This is a genomic window from Staphylococcus sp. HMSC62A08 (genome assembly GCF_001839105.1).
GTDB classification, from domain to species: domain Bacteria; phylum Bacillota; class Bacilli; order Staphylococcales; family Staphylococcaceae; genus Staphylococcus; species Staphylococcus caprae.
In genome coordinates, this window is record NZ_KV840031.1 from 12,279 (window position 1) to 30,144 (window position 17,866).

Genomic DNA, 17,866 nt, shown 5'->3' on the forward strand with positions numbered 1-17,866 from the left:
TGCTAAATTATATTTCTGTCCCACTCCCACATCCTTTATAAATAAGGTACTTTCTTTAATTTGTTAAACAAAATTTATTGTGCAAATTGGCTTTGTGATTGAGCGGATGAAGATGTGCTTTCTTGTTTTTTCAGTTTGACATCAATATCTTTAGTTTTACCATCTCTAATCACTGTTAATGTAATTGATTCACCTGGTTTTTTATTTTCATAGAGATAAGATCTTAAATCAGTGTCATCTTTCACATTCTTACCATCAATCTTCGTAATAATATCGCCTTTCTTCACTGCGTTACCACTATCGGCTTTAGCTACATAGATGCCTGAATCTCTGGTCGTATGAAGTTCCTTACGATATGATTCTGGAATTTCACTCAAGTTAATTAATCCGATACCGATAGAAGGGCGTTCGATTTTACCGTGTTTAACAAGTTGTTCAATGGTCACTTTCACTTCATTACTTGGAATAGCGAAGCCGATGCCTTCAACTTGTTCAGAAGCAATTTTCATTGAGTTGATTCCTACAAGATTACCGTTGATATCAACTAAAGCACCACCAGAGTTACCTGGGTTAATGGCTGCGTCTGTTTGTAGTACATTCACTTTAGTGTTACCAGCTGTCGTATTCGCATCAATCGTACGTTCACTCGCTGAAATAATGCCTGAAGTTACAGAGTTTGCAAATTCTAGTCCTAGTGGATTACCCATTGCAAAGACGCTATCTCCAGTTTGAACTTTCGACGAATTAGCAAACTTGATAGATTTGATTCCTTTAGTATCATCAATTTTTAGCACGGCGATATCCGTAAGGGCATCTTTACCAATTAATTTCGCTTTGACTTGTTTTGAGTTATGTAATTGCACTTTTATTTCTGATGCACCATCAACAACATGGTTATTCGTTACGATATAAGCAGAACCATTGCTAATTTGATAAATAACACCTGAACCGATCCCAGCTTCTTCAGGTTTTGAGGATTTACCTTTTAATAAGTCATCTAAACTTGAAGATTTCTGCATATTGATAACACCAACAATGGCAGGTGACACGTCTTTAATCATATCGTGGACAGATTTATACTTATCACTTTTCCCATCCAGTTGATTGCCACCTTTACTATTTGTTACTTCTTGTACGGATGAGCCATCTTTGTTAAGTACGGTATGATTGAGTACCTTTCCGATACCTAATACAAGTAACGCACCTATGATACCGGCGATGAGTGCGACGAGTATCGTCTTAAACCATGGAAATCGTGGTCTTCTATGACGTGGTGGTTGGGGATGATTATCATAAGACTGATAATGTTGAGTTTGATCTGACATATTTAACCTCCAAATAATATTCTCTTATATATAATTATGTATTTTTTTATTAAATTTTGCTAGTAAACCACTATCAGACTTTAGATGTATCTTGAAATATGTCCCATTTTTAAAATAAAACTTTAATCGCGTATAGGATACGTTCTATTGTTCTCGATTGTGGGAAATGATAAAATTTATATGTTAAAAAACAAAATCAAGAAGCAGGTGACATAATGTACGGCATTATTAGTAAAATTTTAGACGTTATATTAGTCAAAATGGCTAAATCATTATATGTAATCGGAAAAGAAAATATCCCGAAAGATAGTAAATACGTAGTGACATGTACGCATGAAAGTTATAATGAAGTGATCATGTTAGGTATGGCATTATTACCAAACCAAATTCACTATATGGCTAAAAAAGAACTATTTAGTAATAAATGGGGTGGCAAATTCCTAAGTTCTTTAAATGCGTTCCCAGTTGATAGAGAGAATCCAGGACCAAGTACTTTGAAACGTCCAATCAACTTACTTAAAGAACATAAAACGGTTGGAATCTTCCCAACTGGTCATCGTACTTCTGTTGAAGGCGCACCATTGAAACGTGGTGCAGCTACAATTGCGATGTTAGGTAAAGCACCAATTTTACCAGCAGCATATGTAGGACCTAAAAAAATTCATGGCTTAATTACAGGTCAAGCTATGATAAAAATTGGTGAACCTATTGATACAAGCGATATTCCAAAAGATTTAAAACGAAATGAAAAAGTAGATTATCTAACTAAAGAAATCGAAAAACGAACAGCACAATTACAAAAAGAATTAAACATGATTGCTGAACGATTATAAAGTTAAATTTTTAACTTTAAATAAGCAATTAAAAAGAACGTCAATTTAAATGTGATTGACGTTCTTAAATTTTGGCTTATAAATGAAGCGTTTTCATGGAAAAGCCATAAACTCACGAAATAGTTATAATTATTTAAAAATATAGCCTGTATAAAGTCTTATTTTATGGTAAATTAATTAAGTGAAATTAATTACTATTACATAAAGGTTTAAGATAATGCTTAATTCAGTCTGTAGAGAAATACTTTTATAGAGAAAGTGAAGACATTGATATATCGCGTTATGCAAATGCGAATACTCGATTCATAAGATTTTCTATCAGTCTGATTCATTAATTTTACTTAATAGACAAACTTATTGATTACAGTTGTTAAATCATATAAAAGGGATGAAGTTTATGTACAAATTTTTTCAAAATTTAGGTAGGTCATTAATGCTACCTGTTGCAGTATTACCTGCTGCAGCAATTATTGTAGGTATAGGACATGTGCTAAATGCATTGTCAGTACTTCCTCAAGTTGCGATGTTCTTTACAAGTGTAGGGGAAACGATACTCGAACAACTAGGGATATTATTTGCAATTGGTGTTGCGATAGGTATGGCAAAGAAAAACGATGGTGCAGTTGCATTAGCTGCGACTTTAGGATTTTTCATTGTTACAGTCGTATTATCACCTAAGAAACTAGCACCTTTATTACAAGTGAAAACGACAGATGTCAATACTGCTTTTGAGCAAATGACAAATGGGAATGTGTTTGTAGGGATTTTAATTGGTCTTATTGCAGCCTATTGCTATAACAAGTTTAGTGAAACAGAGTTACCAGTGGCATTGTCATTCTTTAGTGGTAAACGCTTAGTACCAATTATGACAGCATTTTTCTGTACATTCTTAGCGATTATTTTACTCTTCGTTTGGCCGCCCGTATTTAATGCAATTGTTACTTTTGGTAAATGGATTGTAGGAATGGGGCCATTTGGAGCACTACTCTATGGTTTCTTCAATCGTCTATTAATTCCAACAGGTTTACATCATGCTTTAAATAACGTTTTCTGGTTTGACACTGCAGGTATCAATGACATTGGTAAATTCCAAAGTGGTAAAGATGCGGTGAAAGGGGTTACTGGTCGATATCAAGCTGGTTTCTTCCCAGTCATGATGTTTGGTATTCCTGCAGCTGCGCTTGCGATGTATCATACTGCGAAATCTAGTCAGAAGAAACAAGTATATGCTTGGTTCTTAGCAAGCTCTATTTCAGCATTCTTTGTTGGTGTCACTGAACCGATTGAATTTGCTTTCATGTTCGTTGCACCGGTTCTCTTTGTGATTCACGCTGCATTGACAGGTTTATCGCTATTTATTGCAGCTATTTTCCACTGGACAGCAGGTTTCTCATTTAGTGCAGGTTTAATCGACTTTGTCTTGTCACTAGTTAATCCAGTTTCCAATAAACCGTGGATGTTACTTATACAAGGCGTCGTTTTCTTCGTGTTATACTACGTGATATTTAGAGTGGTCATTCAAGTATTTAACTTGAATACAATTGGTCGAGGGGATAATGAACTTGCAGATCCAACGGCTAATGCTACTGCTGAAAATGGTTCTGCTAATCGTTCAGAATCTAAAGGAAAATATTATCATACTGCTTCACAAATTTTAGAGGGTCTCGGCGGTAGTGAAAATATTTCAAGTTTAACAAACTGTGCAACTCGACTAAGAATGGAGTTAAATGATAATTCTATTATCGATGAACAAAAAATTAAAAACGCGGGTGCTGTAGGTGTTACTAAAAATGGTAAACATTCAACACAAGTAATCATAGGTACACATGTACAACAAGTTGCAGACGAAATCGAAAAGCAAATGCATGTGTGACATTTATAGTGACCTGATTTAAATCATTTGAAAATTAAAAGGGCGAATCCGCAAGGGGTTTGCCCTTTTATCACTAAACATGTAATATAAGTTGTATCAGAATTTTCTGAAAGGCAAGGTGTGAATAATGAAGTCCATTTTATTTGATGTTGATGGTGTGTTTTTAAGTGAGGAACGTTGTTTTGATGTTTCAGCAATTACAGTAGAAGAGTTATTAACGAATTATGGTACATTTCTAGGATGTGGAGAATACATAGATTTTGAAAATGACTTAGACGATGCGAAGATTCAGGAGATTCGTGCCCGCGTCTTCCAAAATGATAAAATATTAAACCAATTGAAATCTCTAGGTTTAAATTCAAACTGGGATATGTTGTTTATTGTATTTAGTATCCATCTCATTGATATTGCTAAACAATTAAAGAAACCACTTAGACGTGAGTTTCTAAGTTCAACCGCTTTTGATGAAAAAACCTTATTCGATATGAATAAACAATTAATATATACGGATATCGATTATGAAAGACCTTTAAAAGTTATTGATTCCTTTAGAAATGGAAAAGATGCCATTTACGAAGATTTAGAAGCATATGCAAAAGAGGAATTAAAAATTGAAGATACAGCTTTATTCAGATTGAAAAGTAATTTATGGCAACTGGCTAAAGATACATATCAAGAATGGTACTTGGGGAAAGAATTATTTAATAAGGTTGAAGAAGGATATGCATTAAATGATTTCAAGAAGGGCTTCATTTATGAAGAGGTGATTCTTAAACCTAAAGAAGAAATCCAACTTTTATTACAACACTTAAAAGAGGCAGGATATCACTTAGCAATTGCTACAGGACGTCCACGAACAGAGACGATTATTCCATTCGAGTCGCTAGGATTGAAAACATACTTTGATGATAAACATATTGTTACAGCTAGTGAAGTTTTAGATGCTGAAGAGGACTATCCGGAATATCAACCATTAGGTAAACCTAATCCGTTTAGTTACATTGCTACTTTAAAAGGCAATGATAGAGATAAATATAAAGAATATGTAACGCATCAAGATAATATTGTGAATAAAGATGAAGTATTTATCGTAGGGGATTCGCTTGCAGATTTATTAAGTGCTAAAAAGATCGGTGCCACATTTATTGGTACGCTCACAGGTCTAAAAGGAGATAAGGCACAGCCAGAGCTTGAAGCGTACGGCGCAGATTATATCGTTGAAGACGTAACGAAAATAAGAAATATTTTATTATAGATAACTAAAGGCTACAAAACGTTGATAATGCGTTTGGTAGCCTTTGTTTTTATATTAAATTGTTAATTTTGTACTAATAATTTTATTAAATCCGCCTGATTCTTCTAAAATTTTAATAACTTCATCAGTGGCTTGTTGATCAATAGACAGAATCATGAGCGCCTCTCCACCTTCATCATTTCGACCAAGTGTCATAGAAGCAATATTAATGCCATGATTACCAAGGAGATTGCCAGTATGACCTACAATTCCAGGTTTGTCTTTATGACATGTCACAATTTGATATTGATTTGGTTTGAAATCAAGTGAGAAGTTGTTAATACGAACGATTCTTGGACCGAAACCGGCTAACACTGTAGCCCCGATTTTAATTTGGTCTTTGTCGTTTTTTAATTCAAGTTCAATATAGCTACTGAAGTCAGAGTGTTTTTTCTGTTTTTCAATATTATAAGTCACACCTTGTTGGTTGAGTAATGCGAGCGCATTGATAATATTGACTTGATCACCTAAATCTTCTTTAAGCACACTTGAAACAATTGTTCTTGTGATTAAGCTTGTATCGCTTGTTGTTAAATCGCCAGCGTAAGTAATTTTAATTTCACTTGGCGCACCTTCTAACAGTTGAATACCAAATTCACCAATTGTTGTGCTCAAGTCAACAAATGATTGTACTGTTTCATCAACATGACTTAAGTCCATTTTTGGTGCGTTGACAGCGTGCTCAACGGTTCCTTTTGTTAATATGTCTACAATTTCTTCTGAGACTGATACTGCTACTTTTTCTTGGGCCTCAACAGTTGATGCGCCTAAATGTGGAGTGACAATGATTTTATCGTGTTCAATTAATGGTGAATCAGTAGGAGGTTCATGTTCAAATACATCGATTGCAGCTCTGTCTATCAAACCATTATTTAATGCATTAACCAGTGCCTCTTCATCGATAATGCCACCTCGAGCTACATTGATAATTTGTAAATTAGGTTTTGCTTTTTTGAAAAATGCCTCACCAATAATCCCACGTGTTTTAGGTGTGAGCGGTGTATGCACAGTAACGAAGTCTGCATTTTCAGCAATTTCATCTACAGTTGCACTTTGAATATCTAATGATTTAGCTTTAACTTCAGTCAAATAAGGGTCAAATGCTAAAATCTTCATACCGAAACTTTGAGCGCGTTTCGCAACACCTAAACCGATACGTCCAGCACCAATGACACCTAATGTCTTTCCATAAAGTTCTATACCACGAAAGGCTTTACGATTCCATTTTTTATTACGAAGTGATTGATGCGCTTGAGGAATGTTACGTGCCATTGCTAATATCATCGCAATAGAATGTTCAGTGGCTGAAATGGTATTTCCGTCAGGTGCATTAATGACCAAGATACCCTTTAAAGTGGCAGCATCAATATCAATATTGTCTACACCAACACCTGCACGAGCAATGACTTTAAGTTGAGATGCTGCTTGGATGACTTTCTCTGTCACCTGAGTTTGACTACGTACAATTAATCCTTCGTAACTACCAATTTGATTGACTAATTCTTCTTCGGATAAATCTGTTTGAATAGTCACTTCAAATTCATCATGATCAAGTAAACTTTTTAAACCTTCTTCTGAGATAAGATCTGAAACTAAAATTTTATGACGCATTTTTGATAACCTCCATAAATTGAGCAATACCTTTACCAATATAATTTTCTTTTCTAAATTCTGTTAAAAGAATTTCCAATGCTGAAACAACTGAGAGGATATCAAAAGGGGAGACCTTTCCCATATGGCCAATACGTAAAATGTGACCTTTTAGATGACCTTGACCACCCGCAATTGTAATATTAAAACGAGATTTGAGTTGATCTTTAATATAACTTAGTTCTTCTTTATTATTAGGCACAAAGGATGTCACAGTAGGAGAGGAGTATGAATCATCCTTTACGAGTAAATCTAATTCTAGTGATGTTAGGGCAGTGCGTAATGCATCACGGATCGTATAATGACGTTGAATGACGTGATTAAATCCTTCGTGTTTGACTAATTCAACGTATGCATTCACACCTCTAAATAAAGCAACATTAGGTGTAAACGGCGTAGAATTTTGTTCTTGAGAATTAAGATATTTATTTAAATCGAGATAGAATCTTGGTGTAGTGACTTCAGCAAAGCGTTCTTTAGCTCTATCACTATAAGCAACAAAAGCAAGCCCTGGAGGTAGCATAATTGCTTTTTGGCTACCTGATACGAGGACATCGATTTTATCCTTTGTTAAATCGACTTCAACTGCACCAATACAACTTACGCCATCGACTACAAAATATAATGAATCGTCATATTTTTTAAGTGCATGTCCTAAATCGTGAACAGGGTGCAAAACGCCTGTAGATGTCTCACAAAATTGTGTGAATACCGCTGAAACCTTAACATCTAATTCCTTTAAGTAGTTGATAAATTCATCAACTTTAACAGCTTCTCCCCAAGTGACATCATAAATATGTACATTTTTAAAGTATGATTCAGCAATTTGTTTAAATCTGTTACCAAATGCGCCAGATACGATGATGACAATGTGATCTTTAGGATTAGCAATGTTGAGCATGTTAGCTTCTAAAACACTTGTACCACTTGAAGTTAAGATAAGCACTTCATTTTTGGTTCCGAAAATAGGTTTGAGTCCTTTGAATGCCTCATCGGCTATGTCTTCAAAGTCTTTAGAGCGGTGGCCGACCATTGGTAATTGAATTGCACTCATAATTGAGTCAGGTACTGGCGTTGGACCTGGAGTTAATAATAAGGGTTGATAATACTGCATAAAACATTCCTCCCACTGTGTAAGATTTTTCTATTTTAGCAAATATTCTGAATATTTTAAAGTCTAATAAAGAGCTACCACTATTGTAAAACGTTTACATTTTTAAATATGTAATAGCTCTTACGATTTATAATATTGTAGGTTCGATATCAACTTCTACATTATTTCTTATAGAATTAGAAATCATACAGTTACGATCTGCAATCTCTAAAAGTTTAGATAATCTTTTTTCAAGATTCTCTTTATTAGCTTCATTCACATGTAATTCTGGATAATGAGTAATACGTTCCATTTGGAATTTTCCATTTTCAAAGGAAGCTGTACCAATGGATTGTTGGTGAATTTGAATATCGGTATAACCAGCTCTTTCTAAAGTAGCAGCAAGTGAAATGATATAGCATGACGAAGCAGCTGATACTAACATTTCGTCTGGATTTGTTCCGATTCCCTTGCCACCTAAAGAAGAGGGGATTGAAATTTGTGATTCGATGATATCGCCTTTCACAGTTCCTACTTTGTCACGCCCACCTTGCCATTTTGTTTTTACTTTGAAGTCGTGCTTGACCATATAGATTGACCTCCTGTGAGAATGTGGTAATTTAAGTTTAGAGTAATTTAAAAAAGATTAAAAGAAAGGTGACTTTCATGAAAATCGCACGTCCAAATCATTCTTTTCAAATTGTAGCGCATAGAGGTTTGCCTGAAGATTATCCTGAAAATACTCTAATCGCCTATAAACATGCGCTGATGTTACATATTGATATGTTAGAAATTGATGTACATTATACTAAAGATAAACAACTTGTTGTTATTCATGACGATACGATAGATCGAACTTCGAATGGTAAGGGGAAAGTCATAGATTATACTTTAGATGAATTGAGAGAATTTGATTTCGGAGCGTATAGAGGGGATAAGTTCAAAGGTGAACGTATTCCAACACTTGATGAAGTGTTAGATTTAGTTGATCATTTTTCAAAAAAATTACTTCTAGAAATTAAAAAACCATCTCAATATCCCGGGATTGAAGAAATGATAGTTAAGAAGTTAAAAGAACGTGGCATGCCTAAGCATAAGGTGATTCTTCAATCGTTTGACTTTGATTGTGTAAAAAAATTAGCAGATATGAATTTAGAGTTTGAGTTAGGTGTGTTACTGAGTAAGAAACAATATTGGTATAAGTTGCCTAACTTTAAAGAAATTGCAAAAGTCGCAGATTATGCGAATCCTAATTATGCATTAGTGACAAAACGTTTTATGAAACATGCGCATGAGGAAATGTTGAAGGTCTTACCTTATACGGTTAATGAGTCTAAAGCGGTTAAGAAATTAATCGATGTTGAGGTGGATGGTGTGATTTCAGATATTCCAGAAGATATCTTTAAACTATAAGAAGAAGGAACCAGTGGCATATTTGCCAATAATTTTATAACTGGCTGAAGAAAGGAACGCCTAAGCTAAAGCTTATGCATAAATGCCACTAACCTTAATCGTTGAAAGGTATACATGAGCTGACACTCATGCACTAAGAGCCAGTAATTACATAACTGGCTCTATGAAAAAGCCCCGATTCCAAAATGGAACCGGGGTAAATTTGTAATCGATTATCTTGAGTAGTACTCAACGATTAATTGTTCATTGATTTCAGCTGGTAACTCGCTACGTTCTGGGAAGCGAACGAAAGTACCTTTTAAGCTGTCAGCATCGAAGTCTAAATATTCTGGTACGTAGTTGTTGATTTCAACTGATTCTTTAATGATATTTAAGTTTTGTGATTTTTCACGAACTGTAATCACTTGACCAGGTTTTAATGAGTAAGATGGGATATCAACGCGACCGCCATCTACTTCAATGTGACCATGGTTAACTAATTGACGTGCTTGACGACGTGTACGTGCTAAACCTAATGAGTAAACTACTGCGTCTAAACGACTAGCAAGTAAAATCATGAAGTTTTCACCGTGTACACCGTATTGCTTACCAGCAATGTCAAATGTGTTACGGAATTGTCTTTCAGTCATTCCATATAAGTAACGTAATTTTTGTTTTTCACGTAATTGTAAACCATATTCTGATAATTTTTTACGTTGGTTAGGACCGTGTTGTCCTGGAGCGTAAGGGCGTTTTTCTAATTCTTTACCAGTACCGCTTAAAGAGATACCTAAACGACGAGATTTTTTCCAGTTTGAACCTCTGAATCGAGCCATGTAAGACTCCTCCTTTTTCTTTTTTGTTGTTATGAATAAACAAAAAAGAGTGTTATATGCTTATCGAGATATATTGTTTTATGTGTCTTCACCTTATAGCGTCAGTTACGTGACACGTCCGCATCGGGAACAACATAGAGCTTGATAATATATAACTGCTATTTTCGTTAATTCACACAAAGTTCATTGTATCAGTTTATTCAAAAGTGTCAATACTTTTTTACGATTGGCTTAACTGTTTTTCAAGAATATGAACAATTTGTTCCAAACCATCTTGATCTTCTTGAGAAAATCTATCTTTAATTGGTGCATCGATATCTAAAACACCAATCACTTCATTATTAATACGTACCGGAACGACAATTTCTGATTGACTATTTGCATCACATGCAATGTGTCCTGGAAATTGATGAACATCACTTACACGTTGTGTTGTGTTTTCAGAAACTGCAGTGCCACATACGCCTTTACCAATTGCAATGTGCACACACGCTGGATGACCTTGAAATGGTCCTAAGATTAATTCATTTCCTTCTATTAAATAGAAACCAACCCAGTTGACTTGATCAAGCGCATCATTAAGTAGGGCAGAGGTGTTACTAAGTATCGCAATTAAATTTGTTTCCCCTTCAATTAAGCTTGATAACTGCTTTGTTACCATTGAATAATTTGTTTCTTTCACGTTCATCATTACCGCACCTCTTCATAAGAATTTTTTAATAGTATAAAGTTTTGAAAATAATCTAGCAATTAATTCATTTTCTGATTTAATGAAAAGAGAAATTACGTTATAATAAGAGATGATAAAATAGGAGGAGAAGTATATGGTGTTATTTATCATATTAGCAATACTCGTAATTATATTAATTGCTATAGGCATATTGTTCTATATGCGCTCGAATAAGAGAAATTCAGTTGGAAAAGTTGAAGAGCGCAAAAATGAAATTGAAAAGCTACCTTTTGATGACAATCTTAGAAAATTGCATGATTTAAACTTGAAAGGTGAAACAAAGACTAAGTATGATGCGATGAAAAAAGACAACACAGAAAATACAAATAAATACTTAGCTCCCGTTGAAGAAAAAATTCAAAATGCAGAAGAACTTTTAGACAAGTTTAAATTTTCTGCAGCACAAACTGAAATTGATGATGCAAATGAACTCATGGATCAATATGAGAATAATTATAATCATCAAGTCACTCAGGTTGATGAAATCTTAACTTTACATAAGGATAATGAAGGTTTATATGAGAAATGTAAGGTAGATCATCGTGAAATGAAGCGTGATGTATTGGCTAACCGTCATCAATTCGGAGAAGCTGCTCAACCATTGGAAAAGGAAATCGAAAAATTCGAGCCTAAACTCAATGAGTATGAAACATTAAAATCCGAAGGTAACTACGTACAAGCACACAATCATATCGCAGCGTCACATGATGAAATTGAAAGCCTAAAAGGTTACATGGAAGAAATTCCAGAACTTATTCGTGAAACGCAAAAAGAATTACCTGGTCAATTCCAAGACTTGAAATATGGTTGTAGAGACTTAAAAGTTGAAGGTTATGATTTAGATCACGTCAAAGTAGACGGAACTGTACAAAGTCTTAAGACAGAATTAAGTTTCGTAGAACCTATGATTAGTCGCTTAGAATTAGATCAAGCGAATGACAAACTTGAAAGTATTAACGACAAGTTAGACGAAATGTACGACCTTATCGAACATGAAGTTAAAGCTAAAAATGAAGTCGAAGAAACTAAAGATGTGATTACTGACGACTTATTTAAAGCGAAAGATATGAATTACACGCTTCAAACAGAAATCGAATATGTGCGTGAAAATTACTACATTAATGAATCAGATGCACAAAGTGTTCGTCAGTTTGAAAATGAAATTCAAAACTTAATTTCAGTATATGATGACATTTTAAAAGAAATGTCTAAATCAGCTGTTCGATACAGTGAAGTTCAAGATAATTTACAATATCTTGAAGACCACGTTTCAGTCATTAATGAAAAGCAAGATAAGCTTCAAAATCACCTTATTCAGTTACGTGAAGATGAAGCGGAAGCAGAAGACAACTTATTAAGAGTTCAATCTAAAAAAGAAGAAGTATACAGACGTTTATTAGCTTCAAATCTAACGAGTGTACCTGAACGTTTCATTATTATGAAGAATGAAATCGATAATGAAGTACGTGAAGTGAATAATCAATTTAGCGAACGTCCAATTCATGTGAAACAATTGAAAGATAAAGTTGCTAAAATTGTTATTCAAATGAATACATTTGAAGATGAAGCAAATGATGTATTAATCAATGCAGTATACGCTGAGAAATTAATTCAATACGGTAATAGATATCGTAAAGATCATCATAGTGTTGATAAGAGTCTTAATGAAGCGGAACGTTTATTCAAAAATAATCGTTACAAACGCTCAATTGAAATTTCAGAAGAGGCACTTGAAAGTGTAGAACCTGGAATTACTAAACATATTGAAGAACAAGTCATTAAAGAATAATCCTCACTCATTAGAGGGTAAGACAGTGAAATCCTTCCTTGGAAGAAAAGATTTCAGTCTTACTCTCTTTTATTTTTGCGAGAAAATAGTATAATGCTTGAGTATCCAAATTTTAAAAAGAATGATTTGCGCGTGTAAAAATCATTTTCAAATAAATGAATTTAATGTGAAAGAGAAGTGTTATCAGTGATTTATTTAGACAATGCAGCCACAACTAAAGCTGATGAAAGTGTTGTGGATTCATTTGTAAAAGTGAACCAAACATTATACTTCAATCCGAATAGTCCACATCAAGCAGGATTACAAGCAGAGAAATTATTAGTACAAGCTAAAGAAGAAATTAATCGTACTTTAGATTTAGCGCATCAATATGAAATCATATTTACGAGTGGTGCTACAGAATCTAACAATATGGCGCTTAAAGGCATTGCGTATAGAAAAAAAGAAACAGCAAACGAAATTATCACATCAGTGCTTGAGCATCCATCAGTACTTGAAGTAATGAGATATTTAGAAGAGAAGCAGGGATTTAAACTCAAATATATTAATGTAAAAGAAGATGGCACAATTGATATTGATCATTTGAAATCATTAATGAGTGACAAAGTTGGCCTTGTGACTTGTATGTATGTGAATAATGTCATGGGACAAATACAACCGATTCAAGACATTGCTGAAATCTTAAAAGATTATCCACGTGCGCATTTTCATGTGGATGGTGTGCAAGCATTAGGTAAAATCCCAATGAACTTCAACGGTATTGATAGTTTGAGTTTAAGTGGACATAAATTCAATGGTTTGAAAGGTCAAGGTTTACTCTTAATTAAAAATATACAAAATATTGAACCAGTCATTCATGGTGGCGGACAAGAGTATGGTTTAAGAAGTGGTACGGTCAATCTACCGATGGCGATTTCTATGGTTAAGGCGATTAAACATGCTGTTCAGGGGACAGAAGAGACAAATCGTAAGCTGAAATTGTTCAATCAAGCTATTGTGACGTTTTTAAAAGAGTTTAAAGGTGTTTACATCAATTCTCCTGAAAATGGAGCGCCACATATTATTAATATTGGCTTTGCAGGCGTTAAAGGTGAAGTACTTGTGAATGCATTTTCAAAACATGGTGTAATGGTTTCAACAACGAGTGCATGTTCATCTAAACGAGGTAAGCTAAATGAAGTGTTATTAGCGATGGGTCTTTCTGATTCAAGAATAGAAGGCAGCATCAGAATTTCATTAGGTGCTCAAACAAGTGAAGCGGATATACAGGCGTTCAAAGATATTTTTAAAATGGTATATGAAGAAGTGAAGGAGTTGTTAAAATAATGCATTACGATCATTTGCTCGTAAGATATGGTGAGTTGACGTTAAAAGGAACGAACCGTAAAAAGTTTGTTAATCAGTTAAAAGACAATGTTAAACGCGCGTTAATCCCGTTAGATGGCTATCACGTCAAAGGGAAACGTGACCGCATGTATGTAGAATTAGATGAAAATGCCGATATGAATGAAATTATTCGACGTTTATCCAAAGTTTACGGTATTAAGTCCATTAGTCCTGTAATCAAAACAGATAAAACTGAAGAAGCAATCAATGAATCAGCAGTTCAACTAGCTCAAAGTTTTGAGAAAGACACCACGTTTAAAATCGATGTTAAACGTGTTGATAAATCGTTTCCACTCGATACGTATACTTTACAGCGTGAAGTTGGGGGCAAGATATTGAGTCAAACTGAAGATTTAACAGTTAATGTGAAACGTCCTGATCATGAAATTAAAGTAGAGATACGTTTAGACGCAGTCTATATTTATGAAGAGATTATTCCTGGATCTGGAGGACTACCAGTGGGTACTGGAGGCAAAACTTTACTTATGTTAAGTGGAGGCATAGATTCTCCTGTAGCAGGTATGGAAGTCATGAAACGTGGTGTTACTATTGAAGCAATTCATTTTCACAGTCCACCGTTTACGAGCGAGAAAGCTAAAGATAAAGTCATCGAATTGACTCGTATATTGTCAGAACGTGTGGGACCTATCAAACTACACATCGTGCCTTTCACTGAATTACAGAAACAAATCAATAAAGTTGTTCATCCACGTTATACGATGACATCGACGCGAAGAATAATGATGCGTGTGGCAGATGCTTTCGTGCATAAAATTGGCGCACATGCGATTGTAAATGGGGAGAATCTAGGTCAAGTTGCTAGTCAGACTTTAAAAAGTATGTATGCAATCAACCACGTGACTTCTACACCTGTGTTGAGACCTTTACTAACACTTGATAAAGAAGACATTATTAAAAAAGCGAAAGAGATAGGTACTTTTGAAACGTCTATTCAACCTTTTGAAGATTGCTGTACAATCTTTACACCGAAGAATCCAGTAACTGAACCAGACTTTGATAAAGTCGAAAAATATGAAAGCGTCTTTGATTTTGAAGACATGATTCAAACAGCTGTGGACAATATTGAAACATTAACCATAGACCCTAATTATAAAAGTGAAAAAGAACAATCTACTGATGCATTAATTGAAGATTTATTTTAAAATAAATTTATTAAACATAGGTGAACGTTTTTGAATAACTAAGGGGAGAAATAAATCATGGATTGGCATCTTTCAGTAATTTTTATGATTATATTTTTGGGTTTATCGCTTCATTTATAGATTCAGTCGTTGGGGGCGGAGGATTAATTTCAACACCAGCACTTCTTGCAGTTGGGTTGCCACCTTCTGTTGCGCTTGGCACAAATAAATTCGCAAGTTTTTTTAGCACGCTAACAAGTGCTTATAAATTTTTACGCTCAGGTAAAGTAGATTTAAAGGTAGTCGGGAAATTGTTTCCATTTGTATTTATTGCTTCAGGAGGTGGGGCAATCCTTGCTACTTATTTACCTGCAGAGGTTTTAAAGCCACTCATTATCGTCATTTTAACACTTGTGATTATCTATACCATTTTAAAAAAAGACTGGGGTAGTGTGAGAACTTTTACTTCGCTTACTATTGGTAAAGCAATTATCTTAGTTATATTATTTTCAATTTTAGGTTTTTATGATGGGTTTTTAGGCGGAGGCACTGGATCATTCATGTTGTTCGCTTTATTAATGTTTGGTTTTGACTTTTTAAGCGCTGCTGGAAATGCTAAAGTTTTGAACTTTGCTTCTAATGGCGGAGCAATATTGCTTTTTATTATCTTAGGACAAGTCAACTATGCATACGGTCTTCTGATGGCAGTGAGTATGATTGTTGGTTCATATTTAGGAGCTCAGTTTGCTTTGAAAAAGGGTGTAGGATACGTCAAAATTTTATTTATTGTAGTAACCGCAGTACTTATTATAAAAAATGTATATGATTATGTAATACAATTAATGAATCATTAGATGCTTGAACTGAAATCGAGATTTTAAATAATCTTGAAATCAGTTCTTTTTTTTGCCCACCTTTTTATTTGTATAAAAATTAGAGCTATGTGAGAAGTATTATTCAAAATTTTAATTCTTGTACTTTAAAAAATTGAATTAACAGTAAATTTTGTCGTATGATTATATTAAATACTTAGTTTATGGGAGGTCATCAATATGACTGCAGTTACATTTAAAAATAATCCTGTTACATTATTAGGACAACAAGTAAACGAAGGAGAGACTGCTCCTAATTTTACTGTATTAGACAATGGTTTGAATCAAGTTACATTAGATAACTATAAAGGGAAAAAGAAATTAATTAGTGTTGTGCCTTCTATTGATACAGGTGTTTGTGACCAACAAACGCGTAAATTTAATGAAGAAGCATCTCAAGAAGATGGGATAGTATTAACAATTTCAGTAGATTTACCATTTGCGCAAAAGAGATGGTGTGCATCGAATGGTTTAGACAATGTAATTACGTTGAGTGACCACAAAGATTTATCATTTGGCAAAAACTTTGGTGTAGTTATGGAAGAATTAAGACTTTTAGCACGTTCAGTTTTTGTATTAAATGAAAATAATAAAGTGGTTTATAAAGAAATTGTTAGCGAAGGAACAAACTTCCCTGATTTTGACGCAGCATTAGAGGCTTATCGCAAGATTTAAGTTATATTGATATGATTGACAGTGTAAAACAAAGTGTCCATACTTATTCGAGAAGTAGAAAGAGTAAAAAAGTATATGTGCTCTTATGAATGAAGAATGGGCACTTTTTATTAGAAAGGATTTTTTTATGACTGAGAAAAATACAATTATGGAACGCTTATTCCATACGTTAGATGAAAAAGCAAAATCCTTAAACGAAGAGAACGGGCAAAGTTTCATAGAAAACTTAGGATTAGCTATGGAAGATATTTACACAAATAAAAGAGATCTTCTTGAACAGGCAACATTACAAGATAGAAGAAAAGCCTTCCAGTTTGCATATTTAAGTTTAATGCAAGAGGAAAATATCCAAGCTAATCATCAGATTACGCCAGATTCAATTGGGTTAATACTTGGCTTTTTAGTGCAACGATTTATGCAAGATAAGGAAGAAATGCATGTGGTTGATATCGCAAGTGGAGCTGGTCATTTAAGTGCATCTGTTAAAGAAGTGCTTTCTGATACGACAATGATGCACCATTTAATAGAAGTTGACCCAGTTTTATCACGTGTAAGCGTTCATTTGGCTAATTTTTTAGAAATACCATTTGATGTTTATCCTCAAGATGCAATCATGCCATTACCTTTAGAAGAAGCTGACGTAGTGATTGGTGATTTTCCAATTGGATATTATCCAGTCGACGAAAGAAGTAAAGAAATGAAGCTTGGTTTTGAAGAGGGGCATAGCTATTCACATTATCTACTCATTGAACAAGCGATTAATGCGTTAAAAGGGGCAGGTTACGCATTCTTAGTTGTTCCAAGTGATATTTTCACAGGAGATAAAGTGAAACAGTTGGAAAAATTCATTGCAACAGAGACAGAAATGCAAGCATTTTTAAATTTACCAACGACGCTGTTTAAAAATGAAAAAGCACGTAAATCTATATTAATCCTTCAGAAAAAACAACCGCAAGAAACTAAACCAGTTGAAGTA

At 34.2% G+C, this 17,866-nt stretch carries 15 protein-coding genes and 1 pseudogene; 10 read left to right on the forward strand and 6 right to left on the reverse strand.

Annotated elements, in window-relative coordinates; translation table 11 throughout:
- Positions 1 to 74 precede the first annotated feature (74 nt).
- Positions 75 to 1,325, reverse strand: coding sequence for a S1C family serine protease (locus HMPREF3264_RS03830; protein ID WP_002443408.1), 1,251 nt, complete (start codon positions 1,323 to 1,325; stop codon positions 75 to 77).
- A 215-nt stretch (positions 1,326 to 1,540) separates the two neighbouring features.
- On the opposite strand from HMPREF3264_RS03830, the gene HMPREF3264_RS03835 reads away from it, so the two are divergent.
- The 3 genes from HMPREF3264_RS03835 to HMPREF3264_RS03845 all read left to right on the forward strand — a co-directional run bounded on the left by HMPREF3264_RS03835 (position 1,541) and on the right by HMPREF3264_RS03845 (position 5,286).
- Complete coding sequence (locus HMPREF3264_RS03835) at positions 1,541 to 2,158, forward strand: lysophospholipid acyltransferase family protein (protein ID WP_070871981.1); 618 nt, start codon at positions 1,541 to 1,543, stop codon at positions 2,156 to 2,158.
- 397 nt (positions 2,159 to 2,555) lie between these two features.
- A complete protein-coding gene (gene nagE / locus HMPREF3264_RS03840; RefSeq protein ID WP_037541510.1) occupies positions 2,556 to 4,031 on the forward strand; it encodes an N-acetylglucosamine-specific PTS transporter subunit IIBC in 1,476 nt (491 codons plus the stop codon).
- Between the two features lie 127 nt (positions 4,032 to 4,158).
- Positions 4,159 to 5,286: an HAD family hydrolase gene (locus HMPREF3264_RS03845; RefSeq protein WP_070871982.1), complete on the forward strand. Its 1,128-nt coding sequence runs from the start codon at positions 4,159 to 4,161 to the stop codon at positions 5,284 to 5,286.
- Between the two features lie 54 nt (positions 5,287 to 5,340).
- Here HMPREF3264_RS03845 and serA read toward each other — a convergent pair whose 3' ends face one another.
- The 3 genes from serA to HMPREF3264_RS03860 form a co-directional block, all read right to left on the reverse strand.
- Complete coding sequence (serA, locus tag HMPREF3264_RS03850) at positions 5,341 to 6,936, reverse strand: phosphoglycerate dehydrogenase (RefSeq protein WP_070871983.1); 1,596 nt, start codon at positions 6,934 to 6,936, stop codon at positions 5,341 to 5,343.
- Entirely contained in the window at positions 6,926 to 8,089 is a 1,164-nt protein-coding gene (locus tag HMPREF3264_RS03855) for a pyridoxal-phosphate-dependent aminotransferase family protein (protein WP_070871984.1), read from the reverse strand. Before HMPREF3264_RS03855 ends, serA begins: the two co-directional genes overlap by 11 nt.
- Before the next feature lie 127 nt (positions 8,090 to 8,216).
- A complete protein-coding gene (locus HMPREF3264_RS03860; RefSeq protein WP_070871985.1) occupies positions 8,217 to 8,657 on the reverse strand; it encodes an OsmC family protein in 441 nt (146 codons plus the stop codon).
- A gap of 77 nt (positions 8,658 to 8,734) precedes the next feature.
- Between HMPREF3264_RS03860 and HMPREF3264_RS03865 the strand changes: the two genes are divergently transcribed.
- Positions 8,735 to 9,481, forward strand: coding sequence for a glycerophosphodiester phosphodiesterase (locus HMPREF3264_RS03865; RefSeq protein WP_070871986.1), 747 nt, complete (start codon positions 8,735 to 8,737; stop codon positions 9,479 to 9,481).
- A 212-nt stretch (positions 9,482 to 9,693) separates the two neighbouring features.
- Here the strand turns inward: HMPREF3264_RS03865 and rpsD are convergent, their stop codons facing one another.
- A complete protein-coding gene (rpsD, locus tag HMPREF3264_RS03870) occupies positions 9,694 to 10,296 on the reverse strand; it encodes a 30S ribosomal protein S4 (protein WP_002443392.1) in 603 nt (200 codons plus the stop codon).
- A 220-nt stretch (positions 10,297 to 10,516) separates the two neighbouring features.
- Complete coding sequence (locus HMPREF3264_RS03875; protein WP_070871987.1) at positions 10,517 to 10,987, reverse strand: GAF domain-containing protein; 471 nt, start codon at positions 10,985 to 10,987, stop codon at positions 10,517 to 10,519.
- A 133-nt stretch (positions 10,988 to 11,120) separates the two neighbouring features.
- Between HMPREF3264_RS03875 and ezrA the strand changes: the two genes are divergently transcribed.
- The 6 genes and pseudogenes from ezrA to HMPREF3264_RS03905 form a co-directional block, all read left to right on the forward strand.
- Positions 11,121 to 12,815 carry a septation ring formation regulator EzrA gene (gene ezrA / locus HMPREF3264_RS03880; protein ID WP_070871988.1) on the forward strand — a complete coding sequence of 565 codons (1,695 nt, stop codon included), beginning with the start codon at positions 11,121 to 11,123 and terminating at the stop codon, positions 12,813 to 12,815.
- A gap of 186 nt (positions 12,816 to 13,001) precedes the next feature.
- Entirely contained in the window at positions 13,002 to 14,141 is a 1,140-nt protein-coding gene (locus tag HMPREF3264_RS03885; protein ID WP_070871989.1) for a cysteine desulfurase family protein, read from the forward strand.
- Positions 14,141 to 15,364: a tRNA uracil 4-sulfurtransferase ThiI gene (thiI, locus tag HMPREF3264_RS03890; RefSeq protein ID WP_070830882.1), complete on the forward strand. Its 1,224-nt coding sequence runs from the start codon at positions 14,141 to 14,143 to the stop codon at positions 15,362 to 15,364. The genes HMPREF3264_RS03885 and thiI overlap by 1 nt, the downstream gene beginning before the upstream one ends.
- A 57-nt stretch (positions 15,365 to 15,421) precedes the next feature.
- Positions 15,422 to 16,197 (forward strand): annotated as a pseudogene (locus HMPREF3264_RS03895) (sulfite exporter TauE/SafE family protein).
- 198 nt (positions 16,198 to 16,395) lie between these two features.
- Complete coding sequence (gene tpx, locus HMPREF3264_RS03900; protein ID WP_070871990.1) at positions 16,396 to 16,890, forward strand: thiol peroxidase; 495 nt, start codon at positions 16,396 to 16,398, stop codon at positions 16,888 to 16,890.
- 127 nt (positions 16,891 to 17,017) lie between these two features.
- Positions 17,018 to 17,866: class I SAM-dependent methyltransferase (locus HMPREF3264_RS03905; protein WP_070871991.1), on the forward strand; the 849-nt coding region annotated here is incomplete at its 3' end.

Bases quoted from the DNA above. Each gene is read 5' to 3' on its own strand.
- HMPREF3264_RS03860 (WP_070871985.1), bottom strand. From the start codon at position 8,657: ATGGTCAAGCACGACTTCAAAGTAAAAACAAAATGGCAAGGTGGGCGT.
- HMPREF3264_RS03855 (WP_070871984.1), bottom strand. From the start codon at position 8,089: ATGCAGTATTATCAACCCTTATTATTAACTCCAGGTCCAACGCCAGTA.
- rpsD (WP_002443392.1), bottom strand. From the start codon at position 10,296: ATGGCTCGATTCAGAGGTTCAAACTGGAAAAAATCTCGTCGTTTAGGT.
- tpx (WP_070871990.1), top strand. From the start codon at position 16,396: ATGACTGCAGTTACATTTAAAAATAATCCTGTTACATTATTAGGACAA.
- nagE (WP_037541510.1), top strand. From the start codon at position 2,556: ATGTACAAATTTTTTCAAAATTTAGGTAGGTCATTAATGCTACCTGTT.
- serA (WP_070871983.1), bottom strand. From the start codon at position 6,936: ATGCGTCATAAAATTTTAGTTTCAGATCTTATCTCAGAAGAAGGTTTA.
- HMPREF3264_RS03875 (WP_070871987.1), bottom strand. From the start codon at position 10,987: ATGATGAACGTGAAAGAAACAAATTATTCAATGGTAACAAAGCAGTTA.
- ezrA (WP_070871988.1), top strand. From the start codon at position 11,121: ATGGTGTTATTTATCATATTAGCAATACTCGTAATTATATTAATTGCT.
- HMPREF3264_RS03835 (WP_070871981.1), top strand. From the start codon at position 1,541: ATGTACGGCATTATTAGTAAAATTTTAGACGTTATATTAGTCAAAATG.
- thiI (WP_070830882.1), top strand. From the start codon at position 14,141: ATGCATTACGATCATTTGCTCGTAAGATATGGTGAGTTGACGTTAAAA.
- HMPREF3264_RS03845 (WP_070871982.1), top strand. From the start codon at position 4,159: ATGAAGTCCATTTTATTTGATGTTGATGGTGTGTTTTTAAGTGAGGAA.
- HMPREF3264_RS03830 (WP_002443408.1), bottom strand. From the start codon at position 1,325: ATGTCAGATCAAACTCAACATTATCAGTCTTATGATAATCATCCCCAA.
- HMPREF3264_RS03865 (WP_070871986.1), top strand. From the start codon at position 8,735: ATGAAAATCGCACGTCCAAATCATTCTTTTCAAATTGTAGCGCATAGA.